Source organism: Paenibacillus sp. TAB_01, from assembly GCF_043945595.1.
Classification (GTDB): domain Bacteria; phylum Bacillota; class Bacilli; order Paenibacillales; family NBRC-103111; genus Paenibacillus_S.
Map to the genome: position 1 here is coordinate 2,678,044 of NZ_JBIFNP010000001.1, position 19,713 is coordinate 2,697,756.

16 protein-coding genes and 2 pseudogenes are annotated in these 19,713 nt (G+C 50.4%); 17 read left to right on the forward strand and 1 reads right to left on the reverse strand.

The genetic code is table 11. The features are described from left to right. The first annotated feature begins 8 nt into the window (after window positions 1–8). The 8 genes and pseudogenes from ACHHV8_RS12990 (at window position 9) to ACHHV8_RS13025 (ending at window position 4,839) form a co-directional block, all read left to right on the forward strand. On the forward strand, window positions 9–431 hold the full coding sequence (locus ACHHV8_RS12990) for a chemotaxis protein CheW (RefSeq protein ID WP_395158631.1): 423 nt from the start codon (window positions 9–11) through the stop codon (window positions 429–431). A 274-nt stretch (window positions 432–705) separates the two neighbouring features. After that, window positions 706–1,374 carry an NAD(P)/FAD-dependent oxidoreductase gene (locus tag ACHHV8_RS12995; protein ID WP_395158632.1) on the forward strand — a complete coding sequence of 223 codons (669 nt, stop codon included), beginning with the start codon at window positions 706–708 and terminating at the stop codon, window positions 1,372–1,374. Window positions 1,375–1,426: 52 nt separating this feature from the next. Beyond that, window positions 1,427–1,594, forward strand: a pseudogene (locus ACHHV8_RS13000) (NAD(P)/FAD-dependent oxidoreductase); the annotation flags it as partial. 22 nt (window positions 1,595–1,616) lie between these two features. Then, a complete protein-coding gene (locus ACHHV8_RS13005) occupies window positions 1,617–1,838 on the forward strand; it encodes a hypothetical protein (RefSeq protein WP_395163702.1) in 222 nt (73 codons plus the stop codon). Continuing rightward, a complete protein-coding gene (locus ACHHV8_RS13010) occupies window positions 1,832–2,548 on the forward strand; it encodes a FeoB small GTPase domain-containing protein (protein ID WP_395163493.1) in 717 nt (238 codons plus the stop codon). The genes ACHHV8_RS13005 and ACHHV8_RS13010 overlap by 7 nt, the downstream gene beginning before the upstream one ends. A gap of 110 nt (window positions 2,549–2,658) precedes the next feature. Next, complete coding sequence (locus ACHHV8_RS13015) at window positions 2,659–3,378, forward strand: nucleoside recognition domain-containing protein (protein WP_395158633.1); 720 nt, start codon at window positions 2,659–2,661, stop codon at window positions 3,376–3,378. Window positions 3,379–3,722: 344 nt separating this feature from the next. Continuing rightward, window positions 3,723–4,232: pseudogene (locus tag ACHHV8_RS13020) on the forward strand (spore germination protein); the annotation flags it as partial. A gap of 16 nt (window positions 4,233–4,248) precedes the next feature. Then, window positions 4,249–4,839: a GerAB/ArcD/ProY family transporter gene (locus ACHHV8_RS13025; RefSeq protein ID WP_395158634.1), complete on the forward strand. Its 591-nt coding sequence runs from the start codon at window positions 4,249–4,251 to the stop codon at window positions 4,837–4,839. Window positions 4,840–4,895: 56 nt separating this feature from the next. Here ACHHV8_RS13025 and ACHHV8_RS13030 read toward each other — a convergent pair whose 3' ends face one another. Further along, window positions 4,896–7,403 carry an S-layer homology domain-containing protein gene (locus ACHHV8_RS13030; RefSeq protein WP_395158635.1) on the reverse strand — a complete coding sequence of 836 codons (2,508 nt, stop codon included), beginning with the start codon at window positions 7,401–7,403 and terminating at the stop codon, window positions 4,896–4,898. 362 nt (window positions 7,404–7,765) lie between these two features. Between ACHHV8_RS13030 and ACHHV8_RS13035 the strand changes: the two genes are divergently transcribed. The 9 genes from ACHHV8_RS13035 (at window position 7,766) to ACHHV8_RS13075 (ending at window position 19,571) form a co-directional block, all read left to right on the forward strand. Further along, entirely contained in the window at window positions 7,766–9,343 is a 1,578-nt protein-coding gene (locus tag ACHHV8_RS13035; protein WP_395158636.1) for a hypothetical protein, read from the forward strand. Between the two features lie 37 nt (window positions 9,344–9,380). Further along, window positions 9,381–11,246, forward strand: a complete 1,866-nt coding sequence (locus tag ACHHV8_RS13040; protein WP_395158637.1) for a cache domain-containing sensor histidine kinase — start codon at window positions 9,381–9,383, stop codon at window positions 11,244–11,246. After that, entirely contained in the window at window positions 11,221–12,849 is a 1,629-nt protein-coding gene (locus ACHHV8_RS13045; RefSeq protein WP_395158638.1) for a response regulator, read from the forward strand. Before ACHHV8_RS13040 ends, ACHHV8_RS13045 begins: the two co-directional genes overlap by 26 nt. Before the next feature lie 161 nt (window positions 12,850–13,010). Beyond that, window positions 13,011–14,327, forward strand: coding sequence for an ABC transporter substrate-binding protein (locus tag ACHHV8_RS13050; RefSeq protein WP_395158639.1), 1,317 nt, complete (start codon window positions 13,011–13,013; stop codon window positions 14,325–14,327). A 207-nt stretch (window positions 14,328–14,534) separates the two neighbouring features. Continuing rightward, a complete protein-coding gene (locus ACHHV8_RS13055) occupies window positions 14,535–15,314 on the forward strand; it encodes a carbohydrate ABC transporter permease (protein ID WP_395158640.1) in 780 nt (259 codons plus the stop codon). A gap of 1 nt (window position 15,315) precedes the next feature. Continuing rightward, the gene (locus tag ACHHV8_RS13060; protein WP_395158641.1) at window positions 15,316–16,161 is read left to right on the forward strand and encodes a carbohydrate ABC transporter permease; all 846 of its coding nucleotides are present in this window, start codon (window positions 15,316–15,318) and stop codon (window positions 16,159–16,161) included. 38 nt (window positions 16,162–16,199) lie between these two features. Next, a complete protein-coding gene (locus ACHHV8_RS13065) occupies window positions 16,200–17,732 on the forward strand; it encodes an alpha-N-arabinofuranosidase (protein WP_395158642.1) in 1,533 nt (510 codons plus the stop codon). A gap of 21 nt (window positions 17,733–17,753) precedes the next feature. Further along, window positions 17,754–18,017, forward strand: a complete 264-nt coding sequence (locus ACHHV8_RS13070) for a DUF6171 family protein (RefSeq protein ID WP_395158643.1) — start codon at window positions 17,754–17,756, stop codon at window positions 18,015–18,017. Window positions 18,018–18,032: 15 nt separating this feature from the next. After that, the gene (locus ACHHV8_RS13075) at window positions 18,033–19,571 is read left to right on the forward strand and encodes an alpha-N-arabinofuranosidase (RefSeq protein ID WP_395158644.1); all 1,539 of its coding nucleotides are present in this window, start codon (window positions 18,033–18,035) and stop codon (window positions 19,569–19,571) included. Window positions 19,572–19,713 lie beyond the last annotated feature (142 nt).

Here is a 19,713-nt window from a genome sequence, read left to right on the forward strand (position 1 = left end):
GTGATAGCATGACAACGGTTCGCCAAGAGCAATTTATCGAGATGGCTATAGGGGAAGAGCACTACGCCATCGGCATTGACCGGATTCGGGAAATTATCCGAATGCAGAAAATGACAGTCATTCCCCACTCTCCACCCTATATCCAAGGCGTAATCCAATTACGCGGCAGCCTGGTGCCGGTGATTAGCCTGCGTGCATGGTTCGGTTTAGCGGACGAGCCGCCGACCAAAGCTGCGCGCATTGTGATCGTCAAAGACGGAGAGGAATCTGTGGGTGTGATGGTAGATCGTGTGACGCAAGTAGCCGTATACTCCAACCTGCACACCCCGCCCGGGAGTGGGGAGGACAGCAAGTCATGCGTTAAGGGGATCGGACAGAACGGCCAGCATTTGGCTGCTATACTGAATATCGATGCGCTTTTACATAAGTAACAATTGAGACAAGCACGTTGGGCCTGAAGCATTCGGCCCCGTGCTTTTTTTGTCGGCTTTGGCGACTGTATGGTGGTTTAATTTTACTCAATACATTGGGTTCTTTCTGAGTTTCTCCTGCCCATCAATTGACAGCTTGAACGAGAGTAATATATACTTTATTTAAACGTAATAATTACTATTAAGCATTCTCTAAATAGGATTGCCGAAGGAATGTAGAGCTTCAAGTTACTTTTCCGGTGCTTAATTACTGACATATAAGGAGTGACAGCTGTTGAACAGATATGATTGTCTCATTGTCGGAGGAGGCGCTGCTGGCGTCGGCATGGGCTGCGCGTTGAAGGATCTGGGCGTCGGCTCCTTCTGCATTCTGGAACGGGAGGAGATCGGCGCTTCTTTTCTCATGTGGCCGGAGGAAATGCGCATGATAACGCCGTCCTTTACAAGCAACGCCTACGGGATGCTGGATCTCAATGCGATTGCGTTGAAAACGTCCCCTGCATACACGCTCGGAACCGAGCATCCGTCCGGTGAAGATTATGCGGATTATTTGCAGGCCGTAGCCGAGTTCAAGCAGCTGCCTGTGCAGACGGGCGTCGATGTAACCGAGGTTCGTCCGCTGCAGGGAGGGGGCTTTGAACTGGAAACCTCGAAAGGAACGATGTGCGCCAGCTGCCTGATCTGGGCAGCCGGGGAGTTCCAATATCCGAAGCTGGATGGCTTCCCCGGAGCGGAATACGGTATACATAACAGCTTTGTCCGCGAATGGAAGGAGATCGAGGGGGAAGAGATCGTCGTCATCGGCGGCTATGAGAGCGGAGCGGATGCCGCCATTCATTTGAGCCGGCTGGGGAAGAAAGTAACGTTGATCGATCGAAACGGCCGGTGGATGGAAAAAGGCAGCAGCGATCCGAGCGTAGAGCTGTCTCCCTTCACGAAGTGACCGCCTGAAGGAAACGGGGGATGGAGCCATCGAATGGCTCGGCGGCTATGAAGTGCATTGGATCGAACGCGCAGAGAACGAGGAGGGGTACCTGATCTGCTGCGAAGACGCTTCAGGCAGCCACCGATTCATTAAGACGGCGCATCGCCCGATTCTGGCTACAGGCTTTAAAGGCGGCTTGGATCGGCTCCGGCATTTATTCGAGCAGGACAGCGAAGGAGTTATCCTGCTCAGCGAGCAGGATGAATCGACCGCCACGCCGGGACTGTTCGTTTCCGGTCCCGGGCGTTACGCACGGCAATCTGCTGTTCTGCTTCATCTACAAGTTCCGGCAGCGGTTCGGCGTGGTGGCGGAAGCGATTGCGGGAAGACTCGGCCTGGATACGAGCATGCTGGAGGAATACCGCAAGCAGGGCATGCTGCTGACCGATTTAAGCTGCTGCGGAGAGGACTGCCAATGCTGACGGAAGCGCGGGAGCAGCCGCATACGGCGGTGCTGATCGGCTTCGAATCCTCCGGCAAATCCGCTCTGTTCCGCGGGCTGACCGGAGAAGAAACCGGAGAAGAAGCCAACTTTCGCGGGTCCACGATCCGTTCGCGCAAAGGGAGGCTAACGGATGGGCTTGAGCTGGCGGATCTTCCGGGCATTCGGGTTCAGGATGACAGCCGAACGACGCAAGAGGCGTTGGACTCGGTGACGCATGCGGATATTGTGGTGCTGGTCGTGCGCGCCACGCACGCTTCGGTGGAGCTGCCGCTGCTGCTCAAAGCCTTGAACTTGGATAGCAAAAAGGCTCTGCTGGTGCTGACCTTTGCAGATAAGCAGCCGAACCGTCTGCCGGAGTCTGCGCGTTATTACGGCAAATGGCTGGGCATTCCGGTGATGACGGCTGACGCACGCCGGCTGAAGGCAGCCGAGCGGACGGAGATTCTCCTGTCGTTTACCAAGGCCCAACCGCTTCGTTCCGGCGCAAAGCGAATGCCGGCACGCCATTTGTCCGTTGTGCATCCGAAAGCTACCTGGTTCGAACATCCCGTCTGGGGGCGTCCGCTTGCGCTGGCGGCAACCTGCCTGCTGTTTGCAGGCACCGGTAGGGCTGGCTTATCTGTTGTCGGCATGGCTGCAGCCCCTAGCGGATCGAACCGTTATCGATCCGGTCAAACGCTGGTTTGAGACGGCCTCTCCGCCGGCGCGTTCTCTGTTGGTCGGCGATTACGGCATAGTTACGCTGGGCTGGTATTCCTTCTTATGGGCGTTTCCGGTCGTCGTGCTGCTGGGAGTCAGTGTCGCATTGGCGGAAGAAAGCGGAATCAAGTGACCGGATCACCGATGCGCTGGACGGATGGATGCGCCGCATCGGACTGAGCGGACGGGATCTCATCCCGGTGCTGTCCGGTTTCGGCTGCAACGTCGTCGCTGTTTTTCAAAGCCGCGCTTGCAGCGCATGCACCCGCAAATCATGCGTATCGCTGATCGCCTTCGGCTCGGCCTGCAGCTATCAGATCGGGGCTTCCTTATCGGTGTTCGGCTCCGCCGGGCATCCGTGGCTGTTTCTGCCCTATGTGGCCGCACTGGGCTTGGCCGGCGCTTTGCATACGCGAATATGGCACCGCCAATCGGACTCGCTCGCAGCGCCGGTGTACCAGACTCCCACCTTCCTCCAGCGGCCCGGGCTGCGCGCGGTGAGCTGGCGGGGCCGAATCGTCGTCAAGCAGTTTCTGCTGCAGGCGATGCCGATTTATATTGCCATTTGTCTGCTCGCGGCGATACTGCAGATCACCGGCCTGATGGAATGGCTGTCGAAGGCGGCAGGTCCGGTTCTGCAGCTGTTCCACCTGCCTGCCGCGGCCGCGGGCGGCATCGTCTTTTCGGTCCTGCGCAAAGACGGGCTATTAATCTTGAATCAGGGCGAAGGCGAGCTGCTGCAGTCGCTGTCAACGAGTCAAATTTTCGTTCTAGTGTATCTGGCGTCGACCTTGACCGCTTGTCTGGTGACTCTGTGAACCGTCAGAAAGGAGCTTGGCTGGTCGTTTGCCTTCTCGCTCGCCGGCAAGCAGGCGGTGACTTCCCTTATTTCGTCAGGAATGATCATGCTTGCGGCAGGCGGATGAACGTTCTGCGCCGTGCCTGAAGCAGCGAGAGCTGCTCCGGGGACGGCTTTTTTAGGCTATGACCGGCCGGGGAAAATGTATATATTTTCTATTCCAGGGGATGGTATGAATAACCAGCGGCACGCGTCGCTGTATTTGGACATCTTGCTTGCTGAGGAGCTGACATCGGGATGAATAACATGAACAGCTGCTCCGGTCATGAAGCCTTACCCGGCACAACCGTTGAATTCATGGACATGGCAAGAAACGCCCTAGGACAAAGCCCTGATATTGTTTACCGCGAAATCATCGTAGGGTTTAAACCGATGGTGATTATATATATCGAAGGCTTGGCGAACCCGCAGGGAGTGCTAGAAGCTCTGCACCAGGACATGTCTTTCTATTCGGAGGGGCAGCGCCTGTCCTCGGAGGAGCTTTTCCAGCTGCTCCAAAAGCGCACGATCTTGATGGGGAAGATCGGTGAAGCGGAAACGATCATTGAGCTGGAAGAGAAAGTGCTGTGCGGCAGCACCATTTTGTATATTGACGGACTTAGAAAAGTCCTGTATGCGGGCACGGAGGCGCTAAAACAGCGCGGTGTTGAAGAGGCGACCTCCCAGTCGGTCGTGAGGGGCCCGAGGGAGGGCTTTACCTAATCGCTTCGCGAGAATACGGCGCTGGTCAGACGGCGGATCCAGAACCGGAAGCTGCGGCTGGAGCAGCGCAAAATCGGTACCGAAACCAATACGCAGGTCTTTATCATGTACATGCAGGGGATATGCGATGAGGAGGTGCTGGCCGAGCTGCGGAGAAGGCTGGACTCCTGTCATGAAAGCGGGAATTCATTCGTCCATGTTTCAGGAGCTGGTTGTCATGCTGACCTTTGTTTCGCTGGTAAACAAGAAGAAAGAAGGGGAGCGGGTATTAGTCTTGGGGACTATCGCGGGAGGAATGGTGCTTCTGGTGATCGTGCTGCTCAGTGTGCTGGTGCTTGGCATCGAACAAACGGAAAACAGTACGTTTCCTGCTTTCGCCCTGGCGAAAACGATCAATGTCGGCAATTTTTTTCAGCGGGTGGAGGGAATCCTGATAACGATCTGGGTGCTGACCTTTTTCATCAAGATCTCCTTGCTGTTTCTCTCGATTCTTCAAGGCCTGCGGTCGATCGGGGGACTTAAGGAGCAGACGCCTTTTATTTATCCGTTATCCGTCATATTTATCGTCGTGGTCTGGAATACGTATATCAATACGGTCTATATTGCGAACGTCATCCAAAAAGTATGGGTAGGGTATGCTATGATGCATTTAATAGCGATTCCCTGCCTGGTGCTGCTGATCGGATGGTTCAGGAGAAAAATCGCTGTTTCGCATTGAAGGCTGCCTCGAATGAGATTCGAAGCAGCCTCTTTTGCGATTCTTTTATTAGTTCTTTACTTGCCCTGTTGCGCTGTCAGTTTGAGCAGTACGGTTACCGCCTCGGCTCTTGTAGTTTTATTGCCGGGAGCAAATTGGTTGCCGTCCTTGCCTTCAATGATCCCTAGCTTTTTCATGGCTGCTACGGAGCTTTTCGCCCAGGCCTGGATGTCCTTGTCGTCGGCGAAGCCTGTTGCCGTTTCCGTAAGGCCGGATTCTGATTCGCCCAACGCCTTCGCTGCCATCATAGCCATCTCCGGACGAGTGATTTCGCGATCCGGGCCGAAGGAGCCGTCCTCGTAGCCGCTGATAATGCCCGCCTCGACCGCCTGCGCGACCGATTTTTGCGCCCATGCGCCGATGTTCGCTTTATCGGTGAACGTCAGCGGTGCGCCGTCCCCATGCAGCTGGAGCGCATTCAGCAGCATGACTGCAAATTCCGCGCGCGTTACGGTGCGGTCCGGCTGGAACGTGCCGTCCGGATAGCCGCTGACCATGCCCGCGCTTACCGCTTTCTTAATGCTTGCTTCGGCCCAATGGCCGGAAATATCGCTGAAGCTGACCGGCTGCTGCTTCGTGCCTGCTTCCGAATCCGGCTTTTGACCAATGCCGAATACGGCAAACTTCGTAAAATGGTTAACATTTATGCTAATATAATTGCCGGTTACCTCGCCGCCGATTTCTACCCAAGCCTGCTTCGTCTCGTCATAATAGAATACGGAAGGCTTTTGCCCGTTCGTCAAACGACTCGGATCAAATGCGAAGGTCAGAGTGATCTCCTTGCTGAAGTTCTCCGAGAAGTTTTTCAAAATTTCAAATACCGGACTGGCCAGCACGTCTTTGCTCGTAATTAGCTTCTGCGAATCCGAGACTTCGGTTATCGCTAATTGCAGCTCTTTATCCGAAGCATCGGCTGGAATCACGATCTTGACGGCATCCTCCAGACTGACCTCACCCGATTTGCCGACGGGCAGCGTCAATATGCCGTCTGTCGAGGCGGCCGGGGCAGAAGATGCAGAGCCGCCATTGCTGCTGCGATGGGAAGATGGAGCTGAACGCGTAACGGTTACCGTGTACGTTTTCGTTGTTCCGTTCAGAGCCGTCACTACGAGCGTGATCGGGTTGGAACCTACGTTCAGGTTAACGGCATCGCTAGCTTGACCGCTTACTGCAATCGCTCCGTTCACGGTTATCGTCGCGCTGCTGTCCGCCGTGTTCGCCGTTACCGTAAGAGTGGTTACACCGTTAGGCACGGTGGAAGTATATTCCGTCGTCCCCGAATCGAAGGCAGGCGTAACATTTCCGCTCGACAGCATAAGAGCGCTCAAGTCCGCATTGCCGCTCACAGCGGGTTCACGGTTCACCGTGAGATGATACGTAGTTTGCATAAGATTCTGAGAAGTTACTACAACCTGGATCGGATTGGACCCGACAAGCAAGTTTGAAACGTGATAGCTGTATACATTGCCCGTTACGGAGCTGTAAGTGGCGCCTGTAGCCGTGAGTGTCTGGCCAGGATCTCCCAGAGTTAAGGAAATGTCGAGACTCGTAACCGGGTACGGCACACCGACACTATAATTTAAAGGCGATTCTTGAATTAACGTTCCTTGATCTACGGCAAGATGGGATAACAAAGCATTTGCTGACTGCCACTTGGCGTACAGCTTCTTCGTGCCCGAACCTGCGTTAAACGTGTCTCCTTCCGCGTAATCCGTTCCCGTTCCGTCCGGCAGCGTATTCCATCCGGCAAACGTATAGCCTGTCTTTGATAGAGCTCCCGTATTGCCCAGGACGGAAACCAAATCGCCGTACTGATACATATGGTTATCCACAGGAATATCGCCGTCCGTGCTGCCATTGCCGTCGTACGTTACGATTTCCGTCAAGGCTTGAGGTCCGGAATATAAGGAAATCGGCGGCAGAGACAAGTCCGGGTTAGGTTTGAGTACGAAGGTTACCGTTCCGTTTTCCGTATAAGAAGAGAAGCCGCCAACCACCGTTTGTACTTTAACAATGCTGTTGTCTTTAGGGTCGGTATTGGAAAAAACAGTATTGTCGGACTTGGCGAATACCTCTGTTCTATTATTTACGGGCGTGAGAGCTTCGTCAAGAATAGCATAAGTTACATCAACAAAATCAGTATCGCTGCCATGAGTCTGCTGATTTATTTTAACGGCATGCACCGCAGGAGTTAAAGGCCTGGAATATGTATTAAGAGTCACATTGACAGCACTGGAGCCGCCGAACGTGTAGTTATATTCGGGTACCCAGCTCACGCTCCCGTCGTAGAGAAAACCTCCGACAATATATTTTTGGCTGTCTGTTGTAACTGTAACCGTCTGGCTGTAGCCGTTGTCGGTTCCGTGATCGGTAGTTCCATCTGCATATCTGATATAAACTTGCTTTGAATCAACGTCAATATCGAATCCAAACGTTACATTGCTGCTATTTTGTACGCATCCGCTTAACAGCATAAAAATTAAAACGAAAGCCATAGTGGTACTGCATGAAATAAAACGTTTCATATACTCCATCCCTCTAGTTAAAATTTACCATATTGGTCACCCCTGCAGCTTTACCTCAAGACAATGTCAAACCGCCTCCCGCTTTGTCGAATAAACAACTTCAGACCTACAATACAACGGTTTGCGGAAAAAGTATATCCCCCATTTGGGAGAGAAAACTTATATTTTTTGTGACGTCAGAAAGACATTATCTAGGCTGCAGCCAAAGAGCTCGGATTGCGCAGAAATCTCAAAATTAAAGTTGAGGGCGGGGAAGAAAAGTATTAGACTAAAAAATGGAAGTGCTATAAGTAAATTCATATAAAGGCTGCAGCTTATGACGGTTGTTCCAGTTATTGAACAGTAATCCAAGGGGGGAAGGTATGATTCATTTTAGCCCGCGTCAGCCTAAGTCCGAGGTGAACAAAGAACAGAGCTCCATGTCTACACAAACTCCCGCAAACGACACTTCTTTTTCTTTAAACGCCCCCTTAAATCAGCGCATTCTGCAAATGCAGCGTCAATTGGGCAATCAAAGGGTTATCCAAATGCTTGAATCGGACACCCGGACATCCTCCACGGCGCAGACCATGCTTATTCAGAAGAAAGATCTGGATTATAACGAACCCAAACAATCGACCGTGTATAAGGATTTGGAAAAGCATAACAACAAACGTATTGTTGTGGAGATCCCTCAAACCGAGCTTGAGAATTATACCTTTGCCAGTGTGCTGAGCAAGCAGAAGGAGATCAAAATCAAAAAGAAGCTCCCCGAAGAATTCGATCAGACCCTTGATACCGGGTTGAACACGCTGACTATCCGCAAATTCAATAATAATCCCTCGCGCAAAGGCGAAAGTCTGGCGATAACAATTGAAATTAAACATCCGAGAGACTTCACCGAACGTGGAGACTTATCCAATACGATGCAGTTTGGGACGGAGTTTACCTTCACCAATGCCAATATGATTGCGGAAGCGAAGAAGAAGGGCGACGGAAGCGTTGCGCTGGAAGAAAGTATAGCCAAGAAAAATGACTGGAAGGACGAAGTGAGCAGGATTATAGATGAGCCTCACAATGTAACCACCTCCAAAAATCAATATGCGGAAGAAGAGGACGTGTACAAGTACACCTTTGAGGATGGATGGTGGTTCCAGATCAATCTCGATCCCGGCGTCATTGAGATCCAGATGCAGCCGATGACCTTGCAGAAAGCTGAAAGTGAAAAGATTACGAACCGCGTGAACAAATATATTTTCGGCATCGCTCAGCAGCTGGGCCTGCATTCCGATGCCAGCTTTGGCGGCGGGCACATTCATTTAGATGCAGACAGCACATTTGGAGGCAATGAATTGCTGTTCCGAAACTTTATCGTGGACTTCGAGAACGAATCCGCCGCGCTGGAAGCTTTCGAGCATGATCCGGTTAATGCGCCGAGAGTTGCACAGAAATCGAAAGAGGCGCGCGAGCAATTCGCCAAAGTGATACACGAGTTCGACCGGGACAACAGAGAAATTGGACAAGAGGCCATAAAGTCGCTTGCCAAAGTCATTGAAGATCAGGTTTATAAAAGGTACTCGGAGGACGATCCGAAATATAATGCATTGAACTATCGGCATATGCTTAAAGAAGACGGGCTGAACACGCTGGAAATCCGCGCGATGCGATCCCAGCGCACGTTTCAAGAATTTATTATGGAAGCCAAATTATTTATGAAGCGGATAGAGTATTTGGAAAAAGAGATTGCCGTAAAGAACAAGGCGGCCGAGCAGCCTAAATTCGATGTCAAAAAGGAAATAACGGATAGCGAGGTGGCATTGGAGAGCGAAACGAAAGTATTCCAGGCGTTGACCAAATACTGCACGCAATTGGGGATTGACCCCGAACCGTACTTGAAAATGGCAGCAGAATATAGAGAAGAGCTTATGAAGACCTTCAAGCGGGATAAAATGGATCAATAAGCCGGCTATCGTCCGCGACGGGGCAAAGGGGGAAATTATGGCCGCAAGCTTGAACCGATGGATCCGTAAAATGAATATTCAGAACCGATTGGTGATCTCTTTTGCTATTCTTTCCTTAATTCCTCTATTCATCACGGGTGTTTTTGCTTACTATACTTCAAGCGAAGCGATAAAAACGAAAATAAGCACGTCCTCCATCCAGCTCATGAACCAGGTCAGCGAAAATATTCAGAACGAGCTGGTCAAGCTCGAAAACGACAGTGTGGACATCGCATTCTCCGATATGATCCAAGCTGCATTGACGGAATTAGATACGATGGATGAATGGAAGAGAAACGATACGGAGTTAAAAATACAAAATACGATGGCGAAACGGTTTTCCTTTATTCGCAGCGTCTCGGACATTCTTGTCTACACCAGAAATAAGGAAAAAATGATTGCTTACGGGGATGTCAGCTTTAAGTTCAACCTTACCGACGATTTTTCAAACCGTCTGTTTGAGCAGATGGATTTGAATAACGGGGTTCCCTTCTGGACGATCGAGAGCATAGAAGACGAACAAAATGCAAGATATTCGAACTATCGAGTCGCCAATTACGGGAAAGTGGGGATTTTGCTGGCTCGAAGCTTTAAATCGTTCAATGGGCTTCCGATCGGCTATATCGTCATGAGAATCGATGAAAAGCATATTTTGAAAAAATTCAAGAATACCAATCTTGGGCAAGGCTCGGACATTTTCATCATCAATGGCGACGGGACGGTCATCTCGAGTCAAAATCCGGAAATTGCAGCAGCCAAGCCGTACCGTGATCCCTCGCTGATCGAAGAGCTGAAATTAAACAAGCACAACGATACGTATTCATTCAACAGCACCGTTTCAGGAAAACGAAATTTGATTGCCTACAATTATATTCCCGGTGCGGATTGGTATGTCGTCAGCATTATTCCGTTTGCTTATTTGAACGCCGAGTCGGTAAAGACAAGTATTTATATTATATTTTTGGGAATCCTCTGCTTTTTACTTGCGCTGGTTCTGTCTTATTACGTATCCAAAAGCATTTCCAAGCCTTTAAAGCATTTGGTGAACTCGATGAATAATGTAAAAATCGGCAAATTGGTCACCCGGATTGAAGATAGCAGCAGCGACGAGCTGGGCAAGGCGGCGACCAACTTTAATCATATGGTGGCAGAGCTGAAATTTCTTATCGACGAGGTAACGAAGAAGGAAAAATTGAAAAGGGCTGCGGAGCTGAAGACGCTGCAGGCCCAAATTAACCCGCATTTTCTTTCCAATTCCTTGAACACCGTCAGATGGCTTGCCAATATGCAAAAGGCCGAGAGCATCTCCAGCATTATGACTTCCCTCATTCAGCTGCTTCACGCATGTATGGGAAAAGGAAGCGTGCTGATCACCATACGGGAAGAAATCGAATATGTCAAAGATTATTTAAATATAATGGCTTACCGGGATTACGATAAATTCAGGGTTCATTACGAATTGGAAGAGGGCATTCTTGACTGCCGCATCCTGAAATTTATGCTTCAGCCGATAGTAGAGAATTGTTTGCTTCACGGCATTGAGCCTATGGAAGGCCAAGGCTTGATTATTATAAAAGGCTACAGGGTCGGCGAAGAGCTGAAAATAAGTGTCACCGATAACGGGATCGGGATGAACGATAATACGCTGAACCGTCTCATGCGGGACGCATCCGCCAATAACAAATACGGGCTGAGCGGGATCGGCATTCGGAATGTGGATGAACGAATCAAGCTGTATTTCGGAGATAAATATGGAATTGCCATTCAAAGCATTCCTCATATGTACACAACCGTTGAAATCACTTTGCCTGCCCTGGGAGAGGAGGACATCGGACAATATGCTGAAGGTGCTTATAGTCGATGATCACGCGATTTCGCGCACGGATTTGAAATCGATGCTTCATTGGGAAACCTATGGGTTTTATATATCCGGAGAAGCGCACAACGGCATTCACGCCATGCAGCTGATAGAGAAGGACATTCCCGATATCGTCATCACGGACATCAACATGCCCGGAATGAATGGACTCGGGCTGATCGAGCAGCTGGAAAGGGAGTATCCGCAGGTCAGAGTTATCGTGCTAAGCGCATATGACGATTTTGATTATGTGCGTCACAGCATGAAACGGGGAGCAATGGATTATGTGCTGAAACATCGGCTGACGGCTCCTGTACTGCTTGACCTATTGAAAAGCGCAGAGCGTTCTATCCTTGCAGTAAAAAGCGAACGCGACAAACAAAATGAAATCGATCAAGAGCTTACCCTTCATAAAGGTATCCTGCGTCAAGAGTTTATGAAAAGCCTCCTGGACAGAAGCCTGCCGGACCGCGAGCAGCTATTAAGCCAAATGAAATCGCTGGACATCCGTCTCGGTACGGAGAACCTGGTGGTGACGGCAGCGGAGATTGACGATTTTCGGTTTATTGAGGAGAGGTTCAGCCCGAAGGAAGTCGATGTATTGATCCAAACCTTTCTCGATATATCCAATGAAATCCTCAACGATTGGGAAGGCTCCGTTACGATTCATACGGGCAGTGGAAAATTTGCGATGATTTTGTCGCTGGGACCTGCCCATAGCCGGATGTATGCATACAATCAGGTCAATACATTCCTGAACCGGATCCGATCGGAGATCAAAAAATATTTGAATATTACAGCCAGCTTCGGAGTAAGCAATGGGTGCGGGGACATTATGCAGCTTCATCACGCTTATGCGGAAGCGGTATCCATGCTGAGGGACAAGTTTCATAAGGGCAAGAATGGGATCTTCATCGAAAGCGCCGGCGGCAAGCTGGAGGAAGGATTCTTCTGTCTCGATATCAAGGAGGAAAAAGCAATTTACGCTGCCTTGAAGAATCAGGATTATGAGGTTGTACAGCGGTTAATTGAAGACGTTTTCAATAAAATTTCGAGCTTGCGGCTGAGCAGCAAGTCTACCCAAATGATTTGTGCGGAATTGATCAATATCGTAACGAAAGCGTCAAAGGATGCCGGGATTGAAATGTCGATGCTGTATGCGGCCGGGGATATTCCTTATCATCTGATGCAGAAATACGAGGTTCTTATGGATATGAAAGCATGGATTCTGAATTTATATCAGAAGCTTATGGACATCCTCCACAGGATGAAATGCCGCGGCTCGTACAGCGAGATGACCCACAAGGCAATGGAATACATACAGCGTAATTACATGAGAGATATTTCCCTGCAGGATGCCGCAGATGTCGTTGGCGTAAGCGGCTCCTATATGAGCAGGCTGTTCAAGGAAGAGTGCGGGAGGGGCTTTACCGAATATTTGAACCATGTACGGATTGAGCATGCGAAGCAGTTTATTGAGTATGGGGATCGAAAGCTGAAGGAAATCATCAGCCAGGTCGGATTTAAGCACTACAACTACTTCTTCAAGGTGTTCAAGGAGCTGACAGGCATGACACCCCTGGAATACGAGCAGACCTGCAGGAAATAAGACGAATTCCTCCGCTGCCCGGACACAGCAAAATCTTGTAGTAGAGAACAAAATATTGGAGTTCGGCTGCGAAATGCCGCTTGTATAATGAGAACTAGGTGGAAGGCGCTTTCACGTTACAGGCTGTCGCCACCAAAATATCGTAAGGGGGTCAAGGTTGTATGAAAAAAGCATCGGTTACAGCGGTCGCTTCTATGCTCCTGCTGGCTTCGGTTTTGTCAGGCTGCAGCGGCGACGGAACGGAGTCCTCCACAGGAGGATCCTCCGATTCAAGCAAGGCGGTTAAGCTGTCGCTTTGGACGTTCCAGGATCTGCATAAGAAATATTATGAAAAAACCGCTGAGCTTTGGAATCAGAGCCATCCCGATCAGCCGATCGAATTGTCGATCGACACGTATCCGAACGCAGAAATGCACAACAAATTGTTAATTGCCCTGCAATCCGGCGTGGGCGCGCCCGATATTGCCGATATTAACATTAACTTTTTCCAAAACTTTCTGAAAGGCGATATCCAGCTGGTAGAGCTGAACAAAATTATCGAGCCGGAGAAGGATAAGTTCATTCAGTCGAGATTCGATATTTACAGTAAAGGCGGAAAATATTACGGCATCGATTTTCATGTCGGCGCCACGGTTGTTTACTACAATAAAGAGCTGATGGATAAAGCCGGCGTCAGCGTGGATAACATCAAGACATGGGCGGATTATATTGAAGCGGGTAAAAAAGTGGTCGCAGCCACAGGAAAAACGATGACCGCTTTCGAGGTAACGGGACAACGGCCGTTCTGGCCGATGATCGTGCAGAGAGGCTCCGATTATTTGGATGAGAAAGGAAACGTTATTCTTGATAACGAAGTCAATGTGAAGACCCTTCAGGCCATGAAGGATATGATTTACAAGGATAAGATCGCTGTTCCGATGCCAGGGGGGAACACGGGGGCAGAGGAATTTTTTACTTATATGAACAAGGGAGAAGCGGCTTCGCTGATCATGCCGATGTGGTACATGAGCCGGTTTCTGGAATACATGCCTGATTTGAAGGGGAAAATCGTGGTCCGTCCGATGCCCGTATGGGAGCAGGGCAATGTCAGATCCGCAGGCATGGGGGGAACCGGCACGGCCGTCACCAAACAAAGCAAGAACCAGGAGCTGGCGATGAAATTTCTCGCCTACGCGAAGCTGAGCAAAGAATCCAATATAAGAATTTGGCAGGAGCTGAAATTCGATCCGATTCGATGGGATGTCTGGAACGATCCGGAGCTTCAGAAGCCTGATCCTTACTTCAACAATGAGAAAATATTCAATGTGCTGCTGGATATGAAAGATGAGATTAAATCGCCGAATATGAGCGAACTTAGCTCAGCTTCCCAAGACCTGGTCAATTCCAATGTCATGTTCAAATCGTTGAAGGACCAGTCGCAAACGCCTGAACAGGCTTTAAAGGCAGCTGCCGATGAACTCCGCAAGCAGAAGAAATAAGAGCCGGAGGAAAGGGAAACGGGCGGCTGCAGAAATGATTGTAAACGGTTTCGGCGGCCGTTCTTGCAAACGGAGGTGTCGGGTTTGACTAACTTCAGCTTTAAAGGATTTCTTTATTCACAAAAGGTGGCTCCATATCTTTTTGTATCGCCATTTGTATTAACGTTTCTTATCTTCTTCTTGTACCCTACAGCGTCTACAATCACGATGAGCTTTCAAGAGGTGCAGGGACTGACCAGCACCAAATTTATCGGTCTTGACAATTATCGGAGAATGGTTGACGAACACTTCTTCAATGCGCTGAAAACGAATACGATCTACACCCTGTTATCGCTCATGCTGTTAATTCCGGTTCCGATACTGTTCGCCGTGTTTCTGAATTCCAAATGGATCAAAGGAAGAACGCTGTTTAAGTCCGTTATTTTCATCCCGGCGTTAACGTCCGTAATCGTGGCCGGCGTTTCCTTCCGGCTTATGTTCGGGGAAGCGGATACGGCTCTGATCAACTCGGTTATAGGCAAGCTCGGTATTTCACCGCAAAACTGGATTCTTAACTACGGTACGGGCATGATGCTGATGGTCATTCTCAATACATGGAGAGTCGCCGGTATTAATATGGTGTATTATCTTGCCGGGCTGCAGAGCATTCCCGAGGAGCTGTATGAGTCTGCCGAGATGGACGGGGCCAATGGATTTACCCGGTTTTATTGGATCACGCTGCCGCTCTTAAAGCCGATTATCATTTACACCTTGACGATCGGTATCTTTGAAGGGTACCGCATGTTCGGTGAAAGCTACGTATTCTGGAACGAAGGGATGCCGGGGGATATCGGCCTTACCATCGTGAGGTTTATTTACCAGCAGGCCTTCCAGCGCAATGACATGGGGATGGGTTCGGCGATCGGCATTACGCTGCTCTTGATCGTTCTTACCGTAAATATGGTGCAGCTAAAGCTGTTCGGACTTTTCAAGAAGGAGGAGGACTGAGATGAATACGAAGCTGAAGAAGAAGCTGTTGACCGTATCGATGATTATTTTCTTCCTGATCGTATGCTTTATCGTCCTCTTCCCTCTTTACTACATGTTTATGGCTTCCTTCAAGAGCTCCAAGGAGCTGTTTCGAAACGGAATGGATTTCAGGATCATTCCGAGCCTGATGAGCCTCGACAACTACAAGCTTCTGTTTTCGGGAAAAGGCAGCGTGTATATGTTCTGGTATAGGAACAGTCTCGGGATCACTGTGCTGCATACCGTGCTCTCGCTGTTTCTTTCCTCCCTGGTCGGTTATGGCCTTGCGGCGTACAGCTTTAAAGGGAGAAACGTTATTTTCACGCTGGTGCTGTTCGTCATGATGATACCGCTTGAAATTCTCATGCTTCCTCTTTACAAGCTGATTGTGAAAATGGGCATCATCAATACGTATGCCGGCGTGATTCTGCCCTTTGTCGTGTCGCCCATGGCGATCTTTTTCTTCCGGCAGTACGTAACGGGCATTTCCAAAGACTTCATGGATGCGGGAAGGATCGACGGCTGCTCGGAGTTCGGCATCTTTTTCCGGATTATGGCGCCCTTGATGCAGCCGGCCTTCGGCGCGATGGGGATTCTGCTGGCGATGCAGAGCTGGAACAGCTTTATATGGCCGTTGATCGTGCTGCGCACCAATACGATGTTTACAATTCCTATCGGGCTGGCCTCGCTGATGTCGCCTTACGGCAACAACTACGATATGCTGATCGCCGGGGCTGTACTTGCCATTATTCCGGTCATTCTCTTGTTTTTGTTTAATCAAAAGGCATTTATCTCAGGCTTATCCACCGGCGGCGTCAAGGGCTAAACTATCATATACCAATTTATTTCAGGAGGCTGGTTAGTATGAATAATAGCATTAAGATCAATACGCAGGGTGCGGTTCACCGAATCGACCGCAATATTTACGGGCATTTTGCGGAGCACTTGGGCCGTTGTATCTATGAAGGGATTTGGGTCGGCGAAGATTCCGGCATTCCTCATACGCGGGGCATCCGCAATGACGTCGTTCAGGCGTTGAAAAACTTGAATATCCCGATATTGCGCTGGCCGGGCGGATGCTTTGCCGATGAGTATCATTGGAAGGAAGGGATCGGTCCGAAGGAACAAAGAGCCCGAATGATCAATACGCACTGGGGCGGCGTCGTGGAGAATAACCATTTCGGGACACACGAATTTTTCGATCTGTGCGAAATGCTGGAGACCGAGCCGTATATTTGCGGGAATGTCGGAAGCGGAACGGTATATGAAATGCAGCAGTGGGTCGAATATATGACGTTCGACGGCGAGTCGCCGATGGCCGATCTGCGAAAAGCGAACGGAAGGGAAAAGCCGTGGCAGCTGACGTATTTCGGGGTTGGCAATGAAAACTGGGGCTGCGGCGGGCGGATGAGAGCCGAATATTATGCGGATTTGTACAGACAATACAGCACGTATGTAAGGGATTACGGGGACAATTCCATCTATAAAATTGCCGCCGGCCCGAGAGGGGATAATTATCATTGGACGGAAGTGCTTATGCGCGAGGCGGGGCATTTCATGGACGGACTGGCGCTTCACTACTACACGAGGCTGAGAGACCACAGCATTGTTATTGAGAATCCGGATGGAAACCGGATTTATCTCAAAGATCCGAAGGCTGTCAGAGGCCAGGCTGTCGAGTTTGACGAGAGCGAATGGTTCGGCATTATGAAGGCCGCCTATTTCACAGAAGAGCTGGTAGCGAAGCACTCGGCCATTATGGATAAGTATGATCCCGAGAAGAAAGTTGCGCTGATCATCGACGAGTGGGGGACCTGGTTTGATGTGGAACCGGGCACTAATCCGGGATTCCTCTATCAGCAGAATACGATGAGGGATGCCGTGTCTGCGGCGATCAGTCTGAATATTTTCAATAACCACTGCGACCGCGTAAGAATGGCGAATATCGCTCAGACGATCAATGTGCTGCAGGCGGTTATTTTAACCGAAGGGGAGAAAATGATTCTGACGCCTACCTATCATGTGTTTGAGATGTTTAAGGTACATATGGATGCGGTGCTGCAGCCGGTTGAAATTCAATGCGGCACCTATACGTTCAACGGGGAAGAAGTGCCGCAGCTAAGCGTATCCGCTTCCGTCGATGCTGCAGGCAGACTGAATATGACTCTCTGCAACACGGATCCGGGAAATGCAGCGCCGGTGGATTGCGATACGGGAGCATTTGCAGGTAAGCAGGTCACCGGCCGGGTATTGGTCTCGTCCTCGATGAACAGCTTCAATTCATTCGAGCATCCGGAGCAGGTAAAGCCTGAAGCATTTACCGGCGTTCAGCTGAATGAACAAGGGTTTCACGCGGATATTCCGCCGATGTCCGTCGTTGTGCTGACGATCGAGTAATCGGAAGGAGAGATGTCCGATATGGCAAAGCAAGGGCCGTGCAAGGATTGCTCTGAAACGGTAACGGTTGCGCCCGAGAAAATAGAGGCCATGCTGCAAATGCTGTCGGACTCACGGCATATGGAGCTTGTCGATGAGGAAACGAGCGGCCGTCGGCTTGCTCAATGCCTGAGCTGCACGGGCTACACCCTCGGGGGTACCTGCAAATATTGCGGTTGTCTCGTTCAAATACGGACGAAGCTAAAGGGCAGGGTATGTCCCTTCCCTTTAGCTCCCAGATGGTAAGCGCGGGGGGTCAGGATGATACAAATCGGCATTCGGCTGGACGAGGAGATTGGGCGCATTCATCCCCATATTTACGGGCATTTCGTGGAGCACCTGGGCGGAGTCGTCTATGACGGCATCTGGGTAGGCGAGGATTCCGACATCCCGAATATAAAAGGCTTCAGACAAGAGCTTGTTGAGAAATTGAAAGAGATTCAACCGGCCGTTATCCGCTGGCCGGGAGGCTGCTTCGCGGAGACATATGACTGGAGAGACGGCATCGGCCCGAGGGAGCAGCGTCCCGTCACGGTCAACTGGTGGTATATGAACGACGGCAAGATCGAATCGAACCAGGTGGGCTCCCATGAATTTGTCGAGTTTTGCAGGCTAGTCAGTGCCGAGCCCTACTTTGCCGTCAATGCGACCACCACAACCGTGCTGGAGGCTAGAAACTGGATAGAATACTGCAATATGGAGCAGGGGATGACTACGCTTGCGCTGAAGCGGGAGAAGAACGGAAGCCCGGAGCCTTTTAACGTAAAGTACTGGGGGCTCGGCAACGAAAACTGGGGCGGCGGCGGCTGCATGACGCCTGAGGATTACTGCCATATTTACAGAAAATATGCGATCATCAGCAAAAGCGTTGGACCGGAGCTTCAGTTTATCGCCTGCGGACCGTACGAGGGCATTCCCGAATGGACGGAGAAATTTTGGGCCAAATATAAGGAAATGTATACGGTTGGGCGCATCGCACCGATGTACGGGTACTCGCTGCATTACTATGTGACGAATACGGGAGCCATGGGCTCAGAGCTCGAATATACCGGCCCGCAGTGGTATGAAATGATGCGGGTCGGGCTGGACATCGAACCGTTCCTCCAATCGCAGTATGCGATGCTGCAAGCCGCCCTGCCTGCGCATCCGGTTGGACTTGTCGTCGATGAGTGGGGAGTGTGGCACCAGCTGTACGGCAAGCATCCGCAGCCTGGCAAATATTTGTATGAGCAGGCCGGCACGATGCGTGAGGCGGTGCTGGCGGCGCTTACCTTGAATATATTCAACCGCCATTGCGATAAGGTGGTCATGGCCAATGTGGCCCAGCTGGTCAACTGCATCCATTCCTTGTTTCTTGCGAAGGGCAGCGCCTGTGTGGCGACGACAAGCTATTACGTGTTCGATATGTACAAAGTGCATCAGAACGCGGCAAGCCTACAAACGGAAGTAGAAGGCAAGCACATCACTTACACGATAGAAGGAGAATCGTACGAAATTCCGGCCATTTCCTGCTCTGCCTCCGTCAAAGACGATGTGCTGGCGGTGACGCTTGCGAACCTGTCCGTCGAAGATGACCAGGACGTGCTGATCCATTTGTATGCGGGGCAATACACAGGCACGGGGACGATGCACGTCTTATCCTCCCCGAGTCCTAAGGATGGCAATTCGTTCGAAGAGCCGTATAAAGTGACTCCGGTGGAGCAAGCTATCGCTCCGGCAGGCTCGGAGCTGACAGTTACCGTTCCGAAGGCGTCTGTCGTATTGCTGAAGCTGAACTGCTATAGTCACAAGCCTGTATAAGCTTTAGCGGTGTCACGTTTTACAAGCGGAGCCGTCCTTCTATAGGCTGTCATAGAATCCCTTGATTTGCCGCATTCCTTGCGGCTTATTTTTTTACTCTTGACAACACGATTCAATTTGATAAACTTGGTTCAAAATGATG